The organism is Streptomyces sp. DH41 (genome assembly GCF_029813785.1).
In the GTDB taxonomy this organism is placed as follows: domain Bacteria; phylum Actinomycetota; class Actinomycetes; order Streptomycetales; family Streptomycetaceae; genus Streptomyces.
In genome coordinates this window covers 1-16,105 of record NZ_JARVKY010000012.1, presented here as the reverse complement: position 1 = coordinate 16,105, position 16,105 = coordinate 1, and the positions used below count along the sequence as shown (strand labels likewise).

At 71.8% G+C, this 16,105-nt stretch carries 13 protein-coding genes; 11 read left to right on the top strand and 2 right to left on the bottom strand.

Features of this window, described 5'->3' with window-relative positions; translation table 11 throughout:
- The first annotated feature begins 96 nt into the window (after nt 1-96).
- The 3 genes from QC283_RS20230 (at nt 97) to QC283_RS20220 (ending at nt 2,110) form a co-directional block, all read left to right on the top strand.
- Nucleotides 97-804 (top strand): dienelactone hydrolase family protein, encoded by a 708-nt coding sequence (locus QC283_RS20230; RefSeq protein WP_279562996.1) that lies wholly within the window; start codon nt 97-99, stop codon nt 802-804.
- A 19-nt stretch (nt 805-823) separates the two neighbouring features.
- Nucleotides 824-1,498, top strand: coding sequence for a phosphoribosyltransferase (locus QC283_RS20225; RefSeq protein ID WP_279562995.1), 675 nt, complete (start codon nt 824-826; stop codon nt 1,496-1,498).
- 183 nt (nt 1,499-1,681) lie between these two features.
- On the top strand, nt 1,682-2,110 hold the full coding sequence (locus tag QC283_RS20220) for a ribosomal maturation YjgA family protein (RefSeq protein WP_279562994.1): 429 nt from the start codon (nt 1,682-1,684) through the stop codon (nt 2,108-2,110).
- A 114-nt stretch (nt 2,111-2,224) separates the two neighbouring features.
- On the opposite strand, the gene QC283_RS20215 is transcribed toward QC283_RS20220, so the two are convergent.
- The gene (locus QC283_RS20215; RefSeq protein ID WP_279562993.1) at nt 2,225-3,259 is read right to left on the bottom strand and encodes a LacI family DNA-binding transcriptional regulator; all 1,035 of its coding nucleotides are present in this window, start codon (nt 3,257-3,259) and stop codon (nt 2,225-2,227) included.
- Between the two features lie 138 nt (nt 3,260-3,397).
- Between QC283_RS20215 and QC283_RS20210 the strand changes: the two genes are divergently transcribed.
- The 5 genes from QC283_RS20210 (at nt 3,398) to QC283_RS20190 (ending at nt 9,666) form a co-directional block, all read left to right on the top strand.
- Nucleotides 3,398-4,702: an ABC transporter substrate-binding protein gene (locus tag QC283_RS20210; RefSeq protein ID WP_279562992.1), complete on the top strand. Its 1,305-nt coding sequence runs from the start codon at nt 3,398-3,400 to the stop codon at nt 4,700-4,702.
- 10 nt (nt 4,703-4,712) lie between these two features.
- On the top strand, nt 4,713-5,669 hold the full coding sequence (locus tag QC283_RS20205) for a carbohydrate ABC transporter permease (protein WP_279562991.1): 957 nt from the start codon (nt 4,713-4,715) through the stop codon (nt 5,667-5,669).
- Nucleotides 5,666-6,484, top strand: coding sequence for a carbohydrate ABC transporter permease (locus QC283_RS20200; RefSeq protein WP_279562990.1), 819 nt, complete (start codon nt 5,666-5,668; stop codon nt 6,482-6,484). Before QC283_RS20205 ends, QC283_RS20200 begins: the two co-directional genes overlap by 4 nt.
- Entirely contained in the window at nt 6,481-8,862 is a 2,382-nt protein-coding gene (locus tag QC283_RS20195) for a glycoside hydrolase family 3 N-terminal domain-containing protein (RefSeq protein WP_279562989.1), read from the top strand. Before QC283_RS20200 ends, QC283_RS20195 begins: the two co-directional genes overlap by 4 nt.
- Before the next feature lie 186 nt (nt 8,863-9,048).
- Nucleotides 9,049-9,666 carry a DUF6629 family protein gene (locus QC283_RS20190; protein ID WP_279562988.1) on the top strand — a complete coding sequence of 206 codons (618 nt, stop codon included), beginning with the start codon at nt 9,049-9,051 and terminating at the stop codon, nt 9,664-9,666.
- A 4-nt stretch (nt 9,667-9,670) separates the two neighbouring features.
- On the opposite strand, the gene QC283_RS20185 is transcribed toward QC283_RS20190, so the two are convergent.
- Nucleotides 9,671-11,311: a PucR family transcriptional regulator gene (locus QC283_RS20185; protein WP_279562987.1), complete on the bottom strand. Its 1,641-nt coding sequence runs from the start codon at nt 11,309-11,311 to the stop codon at nt 9,671-9,673.
- Between the two features lie 223 nt (nt 11,312-11,534).
- Between QC283_RS20185 and QC283_RS20180 the strand changes: the two genes are divergently transcribed.
- The 3 genes from QC283_RS20180 (at nt 11,535) to argG (ending at nt 16,051) form a co-directional block, all read left to right on the top strand.
- Nucleotides 11,535-12,803, top strand: coding sequence for an aspartate aminotransferase family protein (locus QC283_RS20180; RefSeq protein WP_279562986.1), 1,269 nt, complete (start codon nt 11,535-11,537; stop codon nt 12,801-12,803).
- A gap of 294 nt (nt 12,804-13,097) precedes the next feature.
- Nucleotides 13,098-14,537, top strand: coding sequence for an NAD-dependent succinate-semialdehyde dehydrogenase (locus tag QC283_RS20175; protein ID WP_279562985.1), 1,440 nt, complete (start codon nt 13,098-13,100; stop codon nt 14,535-14,537).
- A 68-nt stretch (nt 14,538-14,605) separates the two neighbouring features.
- Nucleotides 14,606-16,051: an argininosuccinate synthase gene (gene argG, locus QC283_RS20170; protein ID WP_279562984.1), complete on the top strand. Its 1,446-nt coding sequence runs from the start codon at nt 14,606-14,608 to the stop codon at nt 16,049-16,051.
- Nucleotides 16,052-16,105: the final 54 nt, after the last annotated feature.

The following is a 16,105-nucleotide window of genomic DNA, read 5'->3' as shown; positions in this document are numbered from 1 at the left end:
GTGCTTCCCACATATCCGGTGTGTCCCGGTGTGTCCTGTCGTTCGACCGGGTACCCGTGAGCGGCCATCGGACAGCACCAGGGGAGATGAACACGCGTGATCTCCGAATCCGTACTGGTCCCCTCGGGCGACGTGACGCTGGACGGGGACCTGATCGTCCCTGGTGGGGCGCGGGGACTCGTCCTGTTCGCGCACGGAAGCGGCAGTTCGCGCCTCAGTCCCCGTAACCGGGAGGTCGCCACCGGACTGCGCCGGGCGGCCTTCGGCACGTTGCTGCTGGACCTGCTGACCGGGGACGAGGAGCGCGAGGACGTGGCCACGGCCGGGCATCGCTTCGACATCGCGCTGCTGGCCCGGCGACTCGTGGATGCCGTCGACTGGCTGGAGCGTCGCCCGGACACCGCGGACCTCCCCGTGGGTCTGTTCGGGGCGAGTACCGGCGCGGCGGCCGCCCTGGTGGCCGCGGCGGAGCGGCCGAAGCAGGTCGCGGCGGTGGTGTCGCGGGGTGGACGGCCGGATCTCGCCGGCGACGTGCTGCCGATGGTCGTGGCCCCGGTCCTGCTCGTCGTCGGCGGCAGCGACCCGGTGGTGCTCGATCTCAACCGCGAAGCCGCGGGGAGACTGTCCGTACCTCACCGGACTCACGTCGTAGCCGGGGCCACGCACCTCTTCCCCGAACCCGGTGCCCTGGATCAGGTCACCGAGGCCGCCGCCGGCTGGTTCCGTGACCACCTGACCGAGCGGGCGGACGACGAGCGCTCCGGTCGGTCACGCAACCCCGTCCGAGGCCCCTCTCCCTCGTGAGAAAGGCGGATACCCGCTCATGCGATTCCACGACCGCCGGGAAGCCGGCCAGGAACTCGCCGCCCGCCTCATGGAACGGGCTTCCGGCGGCGACCTCCCCGACCCCTTCCTGCTCGCGCTGCCCCGGGGCGGCGTCCCCGTGGCCGCCCAGGTCGCCCGGGCGCTCGGAGTGCCGCTGGACGTGCTGGTCGTACGGAAGATCGGCCTTCCCGGCCGACCCGAGACGGGCATCGGCGCGATCGTGGGCGACGACCCGCCGCTGTTCGACCGGCGGGCGCTCGACATGCTCGGCCTGGACGAGGACCGCCTCCTCCCGGACGTGGCCCGCGAGCGCACCGAACTGCACCGTCGCGCGCTGCTGTACCGGGGCGACCGGCCGCCGCCCCGGGTCGAGGGCCGGACCGTGATCCTGGTCGACGACGGACTGGCCACCGGCGCCACCGCCCGCGCCGCCCTGCGGCACCTGCGCCGTCTGCGTACCGCGCGGCTGGTCCTCGCCGTTCCCGTCAGCGCCCCCGAGACCGCCGCCGAGATGGAATCGGAGGCCGATGACGTGGTCTGTCCGCACCGGCCGCCGGACTTCCGGGCGGTCGGCCACTGGTACGAGGACTTCGAGCAGGTGAGCGACGACGAGGTCATCGAGGTTCTCCGCGAACACGACGCCTCCCCGCGCACCTCCCCGCGCAAGGGCTGACGCCTCCCGCACAAGGACCGAGGAACGAAGCTGGGTTGTCCGTCCCCGCCGCTCTCTCGCGTGGAGCGAGGTCCGCGCCGCAGGCCATGACGCCGTACGCCATGACGCCGTACGCCATGACAAGGACGGGCCGCACCCGCCCCGCCGAGGAGCGGAGCGGAGCCGGTCCCGCAGAATGACCGCATGGCCTCTCCTCCCAAGACCGGTGCGGGTGTCGACAGCGAAGGGAACCGGATCCGCCTCGCGGCGGCTGCGGCCGCCCTGGCGACCGTGGGGGCGGGGCTGGGGCTCAGGGCCGTGGCGGCGGGAGACGTGGCCAAGTACGGCGGAGACGCCCTGTACACCCTGCTGATCGTCGCCCTCGTCGTCCTGGGGGCGCCGCGGATGACAGCGTGGAAAGCCGGCGCGGTCGCCCTGGCGTTCAGCTGGGTGGTGGAGTTCTCGCAGCTCAGTGGGGTGCCGGCGGAGCTGTCCCGGCACAGCGCCGTCGCCCGCCTGGTCCTCGGTTCCACCTTCAACGCACCCGACCTGTTCTGGTACGCGGTCGGCGCGTCGGCCGGATGGCTCGCTGTGGCCTCCCGGACCGGTCCGGGCCGCTCACGGTCCGCGTGACGGCGTGACGGCGTGACGGCGTGGTGGCGCACCGTGCGGTGGCGCACTGCGCGGTGCCGTGATCGGCCCGGGAGCCATCCACCGACAGCGGCGGCAGTGACCGGCGGGTCGTCGTCACGCGCCGGCGGCGACTCCTCCCGGTGGCGCCGTGCTCTGCCGTACGACGAGGTGCGTGGCCAGTTCGATGCGCTGGGCGGCGCGGCCCGGGCCGTCCGGGCGGAAGAGCATGCGGGTCGCTTCCTCGGCCATGTGCCGCAGCGGCTGGTGGACCGTGGTCAGCGGCGGGCTCGACCACTGGGCCAGCGGTACGTCGTCGTAGCCGACGACCGAGAGGTCCTCGGGTACGCGCAGGCCCCTGACCCGGGCCGCCTCCAGCACGCCGAGGGCGTGCAGATCACTGCCCGCGAAGATCGCCGTCGGTCTGTCCGGGCCGTCCAGCAGGTCCATGCCGTGTTCGAAACCGCTCTGCACGTCGAAGTCGCCGAAGCGGACGAGGCGCTGGTCGATCGTCAGGCCCGCCATGGTCATCGCCGACCGGTACCCGTCGAGACGGGCCAGTGAGCACAGCATGTCCTCGAACCCGGTGATGATCGCGACGCGTTCGTGCCCGTGGTCGGTGAGATGACGCGTCGCGGCGAGGCCTCCGGCCCAGTTGGCGGAGCCCACGGACGGCACGTCGGGGTCCGGGTCGCCGGCCGGGTCGACGATGACGAAGGGAATGTCCCGCGACCGGAGCCGGTGTTTCATCTCGGCGGGGAGTGACGAGAAGACCAGCACCACGCCCAGTGGCCTGCGCCGGAGCACCCCCTCGATCCAGTCGGGCGCGGGTGCGTGCCGGGTGCCGCTCCTGGTGAGCACGACGGTCGCCCGGTTCGCCTTGGCGGCGTCCTCCACACCCCGGACGAGTTCCATCGCCCAGACGCTGTCCAGCTCGTGGAAGACGAGTTCGACGAGCGGGGAGCGTGACGGGTTCGAGGTACGGCGACGGTAGCCATGGGCCTCCAGCAGCCGCTCCACCTTGACGCGGGTGGTGCTGGAGACGTCCGAACGACCGTTGAGGACCTTCGAAACTGTCGGAGGGGAGACCCCTGCTTCTTTCGCCACCTCGGCCAGGGTGACCCTCGCTCCCACCTCAACTTCATCGTGCATGCAGGAAGGATAGGCCATCCGATCGATAACGTTTTGAGTCGGCACCCGCACGACCATTGACCGGAAATCCCGACTGACTTTACTGTCCGACCAGCATGGACTTTCGGTGATGATGCCGAAACTTTCGAAAGGCGAACGATGAAGACACGTGCGCGCTTGCCCAGACTGGTCGCCACCGGTGCGACGCTCGCCATGGCGCTGAGCCTGTCCGCCTGCGGTGACGGGAGCGGCGGGGCGTCGTCCGACGACGGCAAGATCCATGTCCTGGTCTACGGGGACGCCACCAACAAGGTCGAGAAGAAGCTCGTCGACACGTTCAACAAGACGTCCGACGTCAAGGTCGTCCTCGACACCATCCCGGGTGCGGACTACCAGAAGAAGCTACAGACGATCATCAACACCCCCCAGGCCCCGGACGTCTTCTTCAACTGGGGCGGCGGCAGCATCAAGCCGTTCGTCAAGGCCGACCTGCTGCTGCCGCTCGACGACTTCATCAAGAAGAACCCGGACCTGGAGAAGAAGTTCCTGCCGAACGTCTTCGAGAGCGCGGTCGTCGACGGCAAGCCGTACGGCATCCCGATGCGCGGCACCCAGCCGGTCCTGCTCTTCCACAACAAGGCGGTCCTCGGCAAGGCCGGCGTCCAGCCGCCGAAGACCTGGGACGAACTGCTCGCCGCGGTGGAGAAGCTCAAGGACGAGGGCGTCACGCCGATCGCGCTCGGCGGCGGCGACGTCTGGCCCACCCAGATGTGGTTCCAGTACCTCTACGACCGCATAGCCGGTCCGGAGCTGTTCGCGAAGGCGGTCGGGGGCGACAAGGCCGCCTGGGAGAGCGCGGAGAGCAAGCAGGCCCTGGACAAGATCCGGGAGCTCGTCGACGCCGGCGCCTTCGGCAAGAACTACGACTCCGTCAAGTACACCAACGGCGGCTCGGTCCAGCTGGTGGCCTCGGGCAAGGCCGGCTTCGAGCTGATGGGCTCCTGGTACTACTCCCAGCAGCTGACGGACCACCCGGACTTCGCCGAGAAGGACCTCGGCTACACCGCCTTCCCGGCCGTCGAGGGAGGCAAGGGCGACCCGGGCAACGTCGCCGGCAACACCAACAACTACTACTCGGTGATGAAGAAGACCAAGCACCCCGAGGCCGTCGCCGAGTTCCTGAAGCTCATGTACTCCGACGACTTCGTCAAGGCGCAGCTGGAGATCGGCAACCTGCCGACCACGACCAACACCGACAAGTTCATCGACACCTCGGGCACCCCCGAGTACTCGCGCTTCCAGTACGACCTCGTCTCCGACGCCCCGTCGTTCCAGCTCTCCTGGGACCAGGCGTTCCCGCAGAAGGCGAGCTCGGACATGCACAAGGCCATCCAGCAGTTCTTCAACGGACAGCTCGACACGGACGGCTTCATCAAGGCCATGCAGGCCCTCCCGACCGAGTGACGAACGGCTCATGACCACACAGACCACGAGCGCCCGGCCGCCCGCCGAACCCCGCAAGGGGTCCCGGCGGCGGCCGCCCGCCTCGTCCGCAACGAAGATAGGCCGCCCGAGCTTCGCCTGGGCGCTGCCCGCCGCGGTCTTCTTCGCCCTCTTCGCGATCGTCCCGCTGATCATGGTGGCGGTGCTGTCCTTCATGAGCTGGGACGGGCTCAGCTCGCCCGAGTTCGTCGGCACCGACAACTGGTCGCGCCTCATCGATGACCCGGTCATGCTCAAGAGCATCTGGCTGACCCTGCTGCTGACCGCGCTCGGCGTGGTCCTCCAGACCCCGCTGAGCATCCTGCTCGGCGTCTGGGCCGCCGGTCACCAGCGCAACCGCGCCGTCCTGTCGGTCATCTACTTCATCCCCCTGCTGCTGTCCGCGACGGCCGTCTCCGTGCTGTGGCGGGCGCTGCTCGACCCGAACTTCGGCATCCCGGCCGAGGCCACCTGGCTGTTCGGCGACGGCAACCTGTTCGGTGAACAGGCCACGGCCATCGGGGTACTGGCGTTCGTCAGCACCTGGCAGTTCACCCCGTTCCACACGCTGATCTACCAGGGTGCCGCCCGCGCGATCCCGCCGGTGCTGTACCAGGCCGCGGAGATCGACGGGGCGGGCCGCTACCGGCAGTTCTTCCACATCACGCTGCCGCAGCTGCGCACCTCCATGGTCACCTCGGGGATCCTGATGATCGTCGGCGGTCTGACCACGTTCGAGACGGTCCTCATCCTGACCCAGGGCGGCCCCGGCACCGACACCACCATCAGCGCCTACTACATGTACGACAAGGCGTTCAAGAGCTTCGACTACGGCACCGGCTCCGCGATCGCCCTTGCCCTGGTCGTCGCCGCCACGATCATCTCGCTGATCGTCGTCCGGGTCTCCGGCTACGACAAGATGCGCGGCTCAGCGGAGGGTGTGTCATGAGACGCCGACCGAACTACCTGGCCGGCGCCGGCTCGCTCTTCTGGCTCCTCCTGGTCGGCCTGCCGCTGTACGTGATGCTCTCCGCGACCCTGCGCACCCGCCAGGACTACGCCGAGAACGGCCCGGTCTCGTTCCCGGACAGCTTCACGCTGGACAACTTCACCGGTGCCTTCGACTCGGGCTTCGGCCAGTACTTCCTCAACACCCTGCTCGTCACCGCCTCCGTGATCGGCATCGTGCTGCTGCTGGTCCCGCCGCTCGCCTACGCGATCGTCCGCAGCCGCGGCAGGACCACGTCGGCGATCTTCCGGCTGTTCCTGCTCGGCCTCGCCATCCCGGCCCAGGCCGTGATCGTGCCGATGTTCTACCTGATCAGCGAAGCCGGGCTGTACGACAACCTCCTCGGCGTCATCCTGCCCACGGCCGCGTTCTGCCTGCCGATGTCCGCCCTGATCCTCAGCGGCGCGATGCGTGACATCTCGCAGGAGCTGTACGAGGCCATGGCGATGGACGGCGCCAGCCCGCGCCGCGTGTTCTTCCAGCTCGTCCTGCCGCTGTCCCGCGGCGGACTGTCCACCATCGTGGTGTTCTCCGCGCTCCAGGCGTGGAACGGCTTCCTGTTCCCGCTCGTCCTGACCCAGTCCGAGTCCACCAAGGTGGTCACCCTGGGCCTGTACAACTTCCAGACCGCCCACGGCATCGACATCCCCGGTCTGCTGGGAGCCGTGGTGCTGTCCATGGTGCCCATCCTGCTCGTCTACCTGTTCGCCCGTCGCGCCCTGGTCCAGGGCCTGATGGGTGCCGGAGGAAAGTGACCGCCAACGTGGCCGTAGAGACCACCCCCGAAGTCCCCCTCTGGAACGACCCCGACCGATCCCTCACCGACCGGGTGTCCGCGCTGATCGAGGCGATGACCCCCGAGGAGAAGATCGCCCAGCTGTACGGCGTGTGGGTCGGCGCGTCCAACGAGGGCGGAGACGTCGCCCCCCATCAGCACGACATGGAGGAGGCCGTCGACCTCGACGCCCTCCTGCCCACCGGACTGGGCCAACTCACCCGCCCCTTCGGCACCGCCCCCGTCGACCCGGCGCTCGGCGCGCTCTCCCTCATGCGCACCCAGGCCCGCATCGCCTCCGAGAACCGCTTCGGCATCCCCGCCGTCGCGCACGAGGAGTGCCTGGCCGGCTTCGCCACCTGGGGAGCGACCGCCTACCCCGTCCCGCTGTCCTGGGGCGCCACCTTCGACCCGGACCTGGTCGCCCGCATGGCCCTCGCCATCGGCCGCGACATGCGGGCCGTCGGAGTCCACCAGGGTCTCGCACCCGTCCTGGACGTGGTGCGCGACGCCCGCTGGGGCCGGGTGGAGGAGACGATCGGCGAGGACCCGTACCTCGTCGGCACCATCGGCACCGCCTATGTGCGGGGCCTGGAGGACGCCGGTGTCGTCGCCACCCTCAAGCACTTCGTCGGCTACTCGGCCTCCCGCGCCGGACGTAATCTCGCGCCCTCCTCCGTGGGCCCCCGGGAGCGGGCCGACGTTCTGCTGCCCCCCTTCGAGATGGCGATCCGCGAGGGCGGCGCCCGATCGGTGATGCACGCCTACACCGACATCGACGGCATGCCCGCCGCCGCCGACGAGGACCTCCTCACCGGGCTGCTGCGCGACACATGGGGCTTCGACGGCACCGTCGTCGCCGACTACTTCGGCATCGCCTTCCTCAAGACGCTGCACGGCATCGCCGCCGACTGGGCGGGCGCCGCCGGCGCCGCGCTGCGGGCGGGCGTGGACGTCGAACTACCCACGGTCAAGACGTTCGGGGCGACCCTGGTCGAAGCGGTCGCCGACGGCCGCGTGCCGGAGACGGTGATCGACCGCGCCCTGCGCCGGGTACTCACCCAGAAGGCGGCGCTCGGGCTGCTCGACCCGGACTGGGACCCGCTGCCGCCCGCGCTCGACGGCGTCGACCTGGACGACCCGGACGCCCTGCGCGGCAGGATCGACCTCGACGGCCCGGACAACCGCGAGCTGGCCCGCGAGGTCGCCGAGGAAGCGGTGGTGCTGCTGAGCAACGACGGCACCCTGCCCCTGGACCGGCCGCGCCGCATCGCCCTGGTCGGCCCCAACGCGGACGAGGCCACCGCCGTGCTGGGCTGCTACTCCTTCCCCCAGCACATCGGCGTCCACCACCCCGAGAACCCGGTCGGCATCGAACTGCCCACCCTGCGCGACACCCTGGCAGCCGAGTTCCCCGACGCCGAGATCACTCTCGTGCGCGGCACGGGGGTCGACGACGGGGACGTCTTCGGCATCCCCGAGGCCGTCCGGGCCGCCCGCGACGCGGATGTCGTCGTCGCCGTCCTGGGCGACCGCGCCGGACTGTTCGGCCGCGGCACCAGTGGAGAGGGCTGCGACGTCGAGTCGCTGGCCCTGCCCGGCGCCCAGCAGCAGCTCCTCGACGCGCTGCTGGACACCCGAAAGCCGGTGGTGACGGTGCTGCTCGCCGGGCGGCCCTACGCCCTGGGCCGCGCCGTGGCCGAGTCCGCCGCGATCGTGCAGTCGTTCTTCCCCGGTGAGGAGGGCACCGCCGCCATCGCCGGTGTGCTCAGCGGGCGCACCAGCCCCACCGGCAGGCTGCCCGTCAGCGTGCCGCGCGGGGCGGGCTCCCAGCCGACCACCTATCTCGGAGCGCGGCTCGCCCACGCGAGCGAGGTGTCCAACATCGACCCGACACCGGCCTTCGGTTTCGGGCACGGCCTCACCTACACGACGTTCGCCTGGAGCGACCTCACGGTGGACACCGAGGAGGCGCCCACCGACGGCGAGTTCCAGCTGGAACTCACCGTCCGCAACACGGGTGAACGGCACGGAACCGAGGTCGTCCAGCTCTACCTGCACGACCCGGTCGCCACCGTCGTCCAGCCGGTACAGCGCCTCGTCGGCTACACGCGGGTGCCGCTGGCCCCCGGCGAGGGACGCCGCGTGCGCGTCACGGTCCCGGCCGACCTGGCCTCCTTCACCGGGCGCGACGGCCACCGTGTCGTCGAGCCGGGCGACCTGGAACTGCGGCTCGCCGCGTCCAGTACCGACGCGCTCCTGACGGCGACGGTGACCCTCACCGGCCCGGAACGCCGTGTCGACCACACGCGGCGGCTGCACGCCGCGTTCGACCAGGGAGCCACCGCCGACGCCTGATCCGCCGGCAGTTCTACGAGCGGTGCCACCCGGTGACTCCCGGGTGGCACCGCTCGTTCCGGGGTGGCCGGCCGGAGGGACGGCGGGCAGGCGGGGCGACTCTCGGAGGCGCGGCCGTGTCGACACGGTCGTGTCCCGCCGGATCGGTGAGGATGGGGGCCCGTCGGCCGACCCGAGGACGCGAGGATGTGCTGGAGCGCGGAGGCCGACCTCGTCGCGGGCGTCGCGGTCGCCACCGTCGGCGTGGCCTGCGTGGCGCGGACCCGACGGGGCCGTGACCTTCCGCTGGCCGCGCTGCCCCTGCTGCTCGGAGCCCATCAGATGGTCGAGGCGGCCGTCTGGGCCTCGGACGGAGGGACCGGTCAGGCCACCCTGGCCTGGACGGTGATGGCCCTCCCACTGCTGGCCCTGTGGGTGCCGGCGGGCGTGCTGTGCGCCGCGCCGCGGTCCGCACGGCGTCGACTCGCCGTGCCGCTCGCCGCCGGAGCCGCGACGGCGACGGTGCTCTCGTACGTACTCGCCACGCGCCCCGTGCGGGCGGAGATCCGCGGCCACACCGTCGGCTACGCGGTGGACCTGCCCCACGCCGGGCCGCTGGTCGTGGGCTACCTGGTGGCCACGGTCGGCTCCCTGCTGCTGTCCGGCGACCGGGGCCTGCGCGTGCTCGGGTACCTGACCGGCGCGGGCGCGCCGATCTGCTGGGCCCTGTGGCGGCTGGAGTTCGTCTCGACGTGGTGCGCGTTCGCGGCGGTGTGCTCGATGGTCCTGCTCGGCTGGGTGAACGGGCGACGTGGAGGGCGGTGAGCGGTCAGCGGCCGCGCAGGGCGTCGAGTGCGTGCAGCGCCACGTGGACTTCGGTGCGCTGCCCGCCGGATTCGAGGTCGCGGCCGAGCAACCGTTCGATCGTGCGCAGTCGTTGGTAGACGGTCTCCCGGGACAGGCCGCCGGCGCGCGCGGCGACGGTCTTGTTGCCGGCGGCGTCCAGGTAGCCGCGCAGGGTGGCCAGGAGGTCGGTGCCGTGCCGGGCGTCGTGGTCGAGGAGCGGGCCCAGCTGCCGTTCCGCGTAGTCCTGGACCCGGGGGTCGTCGCGGAGCGCGAAGAGCAGGCGGCGCAGGCCGATGTCGGACCGTTCGTGGAAGGAGCGGTCCGGTGGGAGGGGCTGACCGGGCTCGGTGGCCTCGGCCACCCGGGCCGCCTCGCGGAACGAACGGGCGACGTCCGCGAGGTCCGAGGCCGGGGAGCCGACGCTCATGGTCGTGCCCGGTACCGCGTCCCGGGCGGTGCGGCTCAGCCGCTCCACGGCCTGCCGCCAGGGCCCGGACGGGCGCAGCGCCAGCAGGACTCCGAGGCGGGTGGGCGCGAGGCGGCCGACGAGCGCCTGGGCCCCCGTCGGCCCCAGCTCCTCGGCGATGCGGGTCTCGGCCCTCACGGTGTCCTCTTCCGCCGGCACGTCCGCGAGGACGGCGACGAAACGGGCGCGCTCCGTCGGCAGCCCCAGTGCCGCCACCCGGGCGCGCGCGTCCGCGGGGGAGCGGTGCCGCTGCTCGACGAGGTCCCGCAGGGCGTTGCGGTGTGCGGTGCGTTCCCAGGAAGTGGGGTGGGTGAGGCGAGCGATGGTGAGAGCCATCGCGGTCCTCTCCAGCACGGTGACGTCCTCGGGGCCGAAGACCTCGGACGCGGACGTGCCGGACGCGCTGGGCGGACCGGGCAGCATGACCACCCGCCCCCAGTCCTCACCCTGGTACTCCACCGGGGCCACGAGCCAGCCCTCGGGGCCGAAGAGCCCCGTACGGTCGGCCGGCGGGGTGGCCCGGGAGCGCTGTTCCCAGTCGGTGAGCGCCGCTTCCGTCGCAGCGCCCAAGGGCTCGCAGAGCAGCGCCCGGTGGACCAGGCTCTCCAGCACGACCGTGCGGCCGCACATCTCCGCCGCGGCACGCAGCACGTCCTGCGGACCGGCGCCGCGCAGGGTGAGGGCGGTGAACGCCTCGTGGACGCGCTGGGTCCTGCGCATCGCGTCCGCCTGGTTGCCGAGGATCAGGGTGTGGACGACCTGGGTGACCTCCAGGAAGTTGACGTCCTTGGCGAGCGTGACCAGAGGCAGGCCACGGGTCCGGCAGGCGTCGACGAGGGCGTCGGGCGGCCGGTGATAGCGGCGTACGAGTTCGATGACCAGGGCCGCGGCACCGACCGCGGAGAGTTCGTCGACGTAGCGGCGTACAGCGGTGGGGTCGTCGGGCAGGGGCATGCCGGTGGTGAGGACGAGTTCACCGCCCTTGAGGAAGGAGGCCGGGTCCGTCAGCTCGGTGATGTGCACCCAGCGGACCGGCCGGCCGATGTGATCCAGGCCGGTGACCACCCGCGGTTCTCCCGCGGCGAGGACGGGCAGGGCCAGCACGTCGGCCACGGTGAGGGAATGTCCCACCGGGCCCGGGTGCCGCTTCTCGCCCACAGTGCCTCCTCGCGCGCCTGGCGTCACTCTGACAAGCGTCACTGACCTGCGCAAGAGCGCTCGGACGGCGGCCGTGGCACTTCCCGGGCGCGCGGCGGGACCCGAATGGTTGACACAACGTCCGGATACCGCGGCCCGGCCGGACACATCACGCGTTGCCGGGCCCCGCGCCCCGGGAAGGCTCGGGGGAGCAGCAGACCGACGATCAGGCCGGGAGACGAGCATGACCGCACTGTCGCCGCACCTTCGCCAGGCCACGCCCGTCGTGGCGGTCCGGGGGGAGGGCGTCCACCTCCATGGTGAGGACGGCCGCCGCTATCTCGACTTCACCGCCGGCATCGGCGTCACCAGCACCGGGCACTGTCACCCGAGGGTCGTCGCCGCCGCCCGGGAACAGGTGGGCACGCTGGTGCACGGCCAGTACACGACCGTCATGCACCAGCCGCTGCGGCACCTCGTCGACAAGCTCGGCGAGGTGCTGCCGGACGGCCTGGACAGCCTGTTCTTCATGAACTCCGGCAGCGAGGCCGTGGAAGCGGCGCTGCGACTGGCCCGCCAGGCCACCGGCCGGCCGAACGTCCTGGTCTGCCACGGCGGATTCCACGGCCGGACCGTGGCCGCCGCCTCGATGACCACCTCCGGCACCCGCTTCCGGTCCGGCTTCTCACCGCTGATGAGCGGTGTAGTCGTCACCCCGTTCCCGACGGCCTTCCGCTACGGCTGGGACGAGGAGACCGCCACCCGATTCGCCCTCCGGGAACTCGACTACACCCTCCAGACCATCTCCTCTCCCGCCGACACCGCCGCCGTCATCGTCGAACCGGTGCTCGGCGAGGGCGGGTACGTACCCGCGACCCGCGCCTTCATGGAGGGCCTGCGGGAGCGCGCGGACCGCCACGGTTTCCTGCTGATCCTCGACGAGGTGCAGACCGGTGTGGGCCGCACCGGCCGGTTCTGGGGCCACGGGCACTTCGGTGTCACGCCCGACATCCTCATCACCGCCAAGGGCCTGGCCAGCGGCTTTCCGCTGTCCGGCATCGCCGCCCCCGAGGAACTCATGCGCAAGGCGTGGCCGGGCTCGCAGGGCGGCACGTACGGCGCCAACGCGGTGGCGTGCGCGGCGGCCTGCGCCACGCTCGACGTCGTACGCGACGAGAAGCTCGTGGAGAACGCCGAGGCCATGGGGGCGCGACTGCGCGGCGGGCTGGAGGCGGTGGCGGCCCGCACGCCGGCCATCGGGGACGTACGGGGGATGGGGCTGATGCTGGCGAGTGAGTTCGTCACCGAGGACGGCGACCCGGACCCCGAGACCGCCGCCCGCGTCCAGCGGGCCGCCGTCGACGAGGGCCTGCTGTTGCTGCTCTGCGGTGCCTGGAACCAGGTGGTCCGGATGATCCCGGCGCTGGTGATCGACGAGTCGGCCGTCGACGACGGGCTCCGGGCATGGGCCGCGGCGGTCGAGGCCGGTACGTCGGGGGCGGCGGACCGGTGACGGCGGGCGCGTTGAACCGCTGCCGCCGTCCGCCCACGGCGGCAGCGGTTCAACGCGCCCGCACGGACCACGGCGCCCGCGCACGGACCACGGCGCCCGCACGGGTCGTGGCGCCCGTACCGAGCAACGACGACCGCACACCGGCACACCGGCACACCGCACACCGCACACCGCACACCGCACACCGCACACGACTCACCACACACCGGCACACCCCACACCAGCACCTGGCGACCGCACGCCGGCCCACGGAGACCGAGCCCGGCCCACCGGCCGGGCACCAGGAGGAACCCCATGACCGACACCCCGACCCAGTTGTTCATCGGCGGTGCCTGGGCGGACGCCGCGGACGGCGCCACCATGCCCGTCGACGACCCGGCGACCGGCGAGATCCTCCGCCATGTAGCCGACGCCGGCCCGAAGGACGCCCGGCTCGCCCAGGACGCGGCGGTCCAGGCCCAGGAGGAGTGGGCCCGTACGGCACCACGGGCGCGCAGCGAGATCCTGCGCCGCGCGTACGAGATCGTGCTCGACCGCACCGACGAGCTCGCCAGCCTGATGACGTCCGAGATGGGCAAGCCGCTGGCTCAGGCCAGGGGAGAGGTGGCGTACGCGGCCGAGTTCTTCCGCTGGTTCTCCGAGGAGGCCGTCCGCGTCGGCGGTGGCCACGGTGTCCTCCCCGACGGACGCAACCGCATGCTGCTCTCCCGGCGCCCGGTCGGTCCCTGCCTGCTGATCACTCCCTGGAACTTCCCGCTGGCCATGGGCACCCGCAAGATCGGCCCGGCGGTCGCGGCCGGCTGCACGATGGTGCTCAAGCCCGCCCCGCAGACCCCGCTCTCCAGCCTGGCCCTGGCCGCGATCCTCAAGGAGGCGGGACTGCCGGACGGCGTGCTGAACGTCGTCACCACCTCCCGGGCCGGGGAGGTGTGCGAGCCGCTGCTGCGCGGCGGACTGATCCGCAAGCTGTCCTTCACCGGCTCCACGCGGGTCGGCCGGCTCCTGCTCGCCCAGTGCGCCGACACCGTCGTCCGCGCCTCGATGGAACTGGGCGGCAACGCGCCGTTCATCGTCTTCGGCGACGCGGACCTGGACGCGGCCGTGGACGGCGCGATGGTCGCGAAGATGCGCAACATGGGCGAGGCGTGCACCGCCGCGAACCGCTTCTTCGTCCACCGGTCCGTGGCCGGGGAGTTCGCGCGGCGCCTGGCCGCCCGGATGGGCTCGCTCGTCGTGGGCCCCGGCACCCGGGACGGCGTCGACGTCGGCCCGCTCATCGACGCCGCCGGACGCGCCAAGGTCGAGGAACTGGTCTCCGACGCGGTGGAGCGCGGCGCCCGGGTGCTCGTCGGCGGCCGTACGCCCGAGGGCCCCGGCCGCTTCTACCCGCCCACGGTGCTCACCGGCGTCAGTCCGGACAGCCGCCTGATGGGCACGGAGATCTTCGGTCCCGTGGCGGCGATCCTCACCTTCGATGACGAGGACGAGGTCGTACGCCGCGCCAACGACACCCCCTGGGGTCTCGTCGGGTACGTCTTCACCGAGGGCCTCGAGCGCGCCCTGCGCGTCAGCGAACGCCTGGAGGTCGGCATGGTCGGCCTCAACACCGGCCTCGTCTCCGACCCGGCCGCGCCCTTCGGCGGCGTCAAGCAGTCGGGACTGGGCCGCGAGGGCGGAACGGTGGGCATCGAGGAGTTCCTGGAGTACCAGTACGTCGCGATGCCGGCCCGGTGACCACCGGGCCGGCAGTGCGGTGACCACCGGGCTTTGCATGGTCATGCGTAATCATGCATACTCTTCCTATGTCCAAGGTCCTCACCTCCCTCCCCACCGGCGAGCGCGTCGGTATCGCCTTCTCGGGCGGCCTCGACACCTCGGTCGCGGTCGCGTGGATGCGTGACAAGGGCGCCGTCCCCTGCACGTACACCGCCGACATCGGCCAGTACGACGAGCCCGACATCGCCTCGGTGCCCGACCGCGCCAAGGCCTACGGCGCCGAGATCGCGCGTCTGGTCGACTGCCGCGCGGCGCTGGTCGAGGAGGGCCTGGCCGCGCTCACCTGCGGGGCGTTCCACATCCGCTCGGGCGGGCGTGCCTACTTCAACACCACGCCGCTCGGCCGTGCCGTCACGGGCACGCTCCTCGTCCGGGCGATGCTCGAGGACGACGTCCAGATCTGGGGCGACGGCTCCACGTTCAAGGGCAACGACATCGAGCGGTTCTACCGGTACGGTCTGCTCGCCAACCCGCAGCTGCGGATCTACAAGCCGTGGCTGGACGCCGACTTCGTCACCGAGCTCGGCGGCCGCAAGGAGATGTCGGAGTGGCTCATCGCCCACGACCTCCCCTACCGGGACTCCACGGAGAAGGCGTACTCCACCGACGCCAACATCTGGGGCGCCACCCACGAGGCCAAGACGCTGGAGCACCTCGACACCGGCGTGGAGACCGTGGAGCCGATCATGGGCGTACGGTTCTGGGACCCGTCGGTCGAGATCGCCGCCGAGGATGTCACGATCGGCTTCGACCAGGGCCGCCCCGTGACGGTCAACGGCAAGGAGTTCGCCTCCCCGGTCGACCTGGTGATGGAGGCCAACGCCATCGGCGGCCGGCACGGCATGGGCATGTCCGACCAGATCGAGAACCGGATCATCGAGGCGAAGAGCCGCGGCATCTACGAGGCCCCCGGCATGGCCCTGCTGCACGCGGCGTACGAGCGCCTCGTCAACGCGATCCACAACGAGGACACCCTCGCCCAGTACCACGCCGAGGGACGGCGCCTGGGCCGGCTGATGTACGAGGGCCGCTGGCTGGACCCGCAGTCGCTGATGATCCGGGAGTCGCTGCAGCGCTGGGTCGGCTCGGCGGTCACCGGCGAGGTCACGCTGCGGCTGCGGCGCGGTGAGGACTACTCGATCCTCGACACCACGGGCCCGGCGTTCAGCTACCACCCGGACAAGCTGTCGATGGAGCGCACCGAGGACTCCGCGTTCGGCCCGGTGGACCGGATCGGCCAGCTCACCATGCGCAACCTCGACATCGCCGACTCCCGCGCCAAGCTGGAGCAGTACGCCGGGCTCGGTCTGATCGGCACCGCCAACCCCGCCATCGGTGCCGCCCAGGCCGCCTCGACCGGGCTGATCGGCGCCATGCCGGAGGGCGGCGCGCAGGCCATCGCCTCCCGCGGCGAGGTCTCCGGCGACGACGAGCTGCTGGACCGCGCCGCGATGGAGTTCGGCACCGACTGATCCGGTCCCCGGGGGGACCCCACACCGGCAAGGGCCGGCTCGACGCCTTCTGGC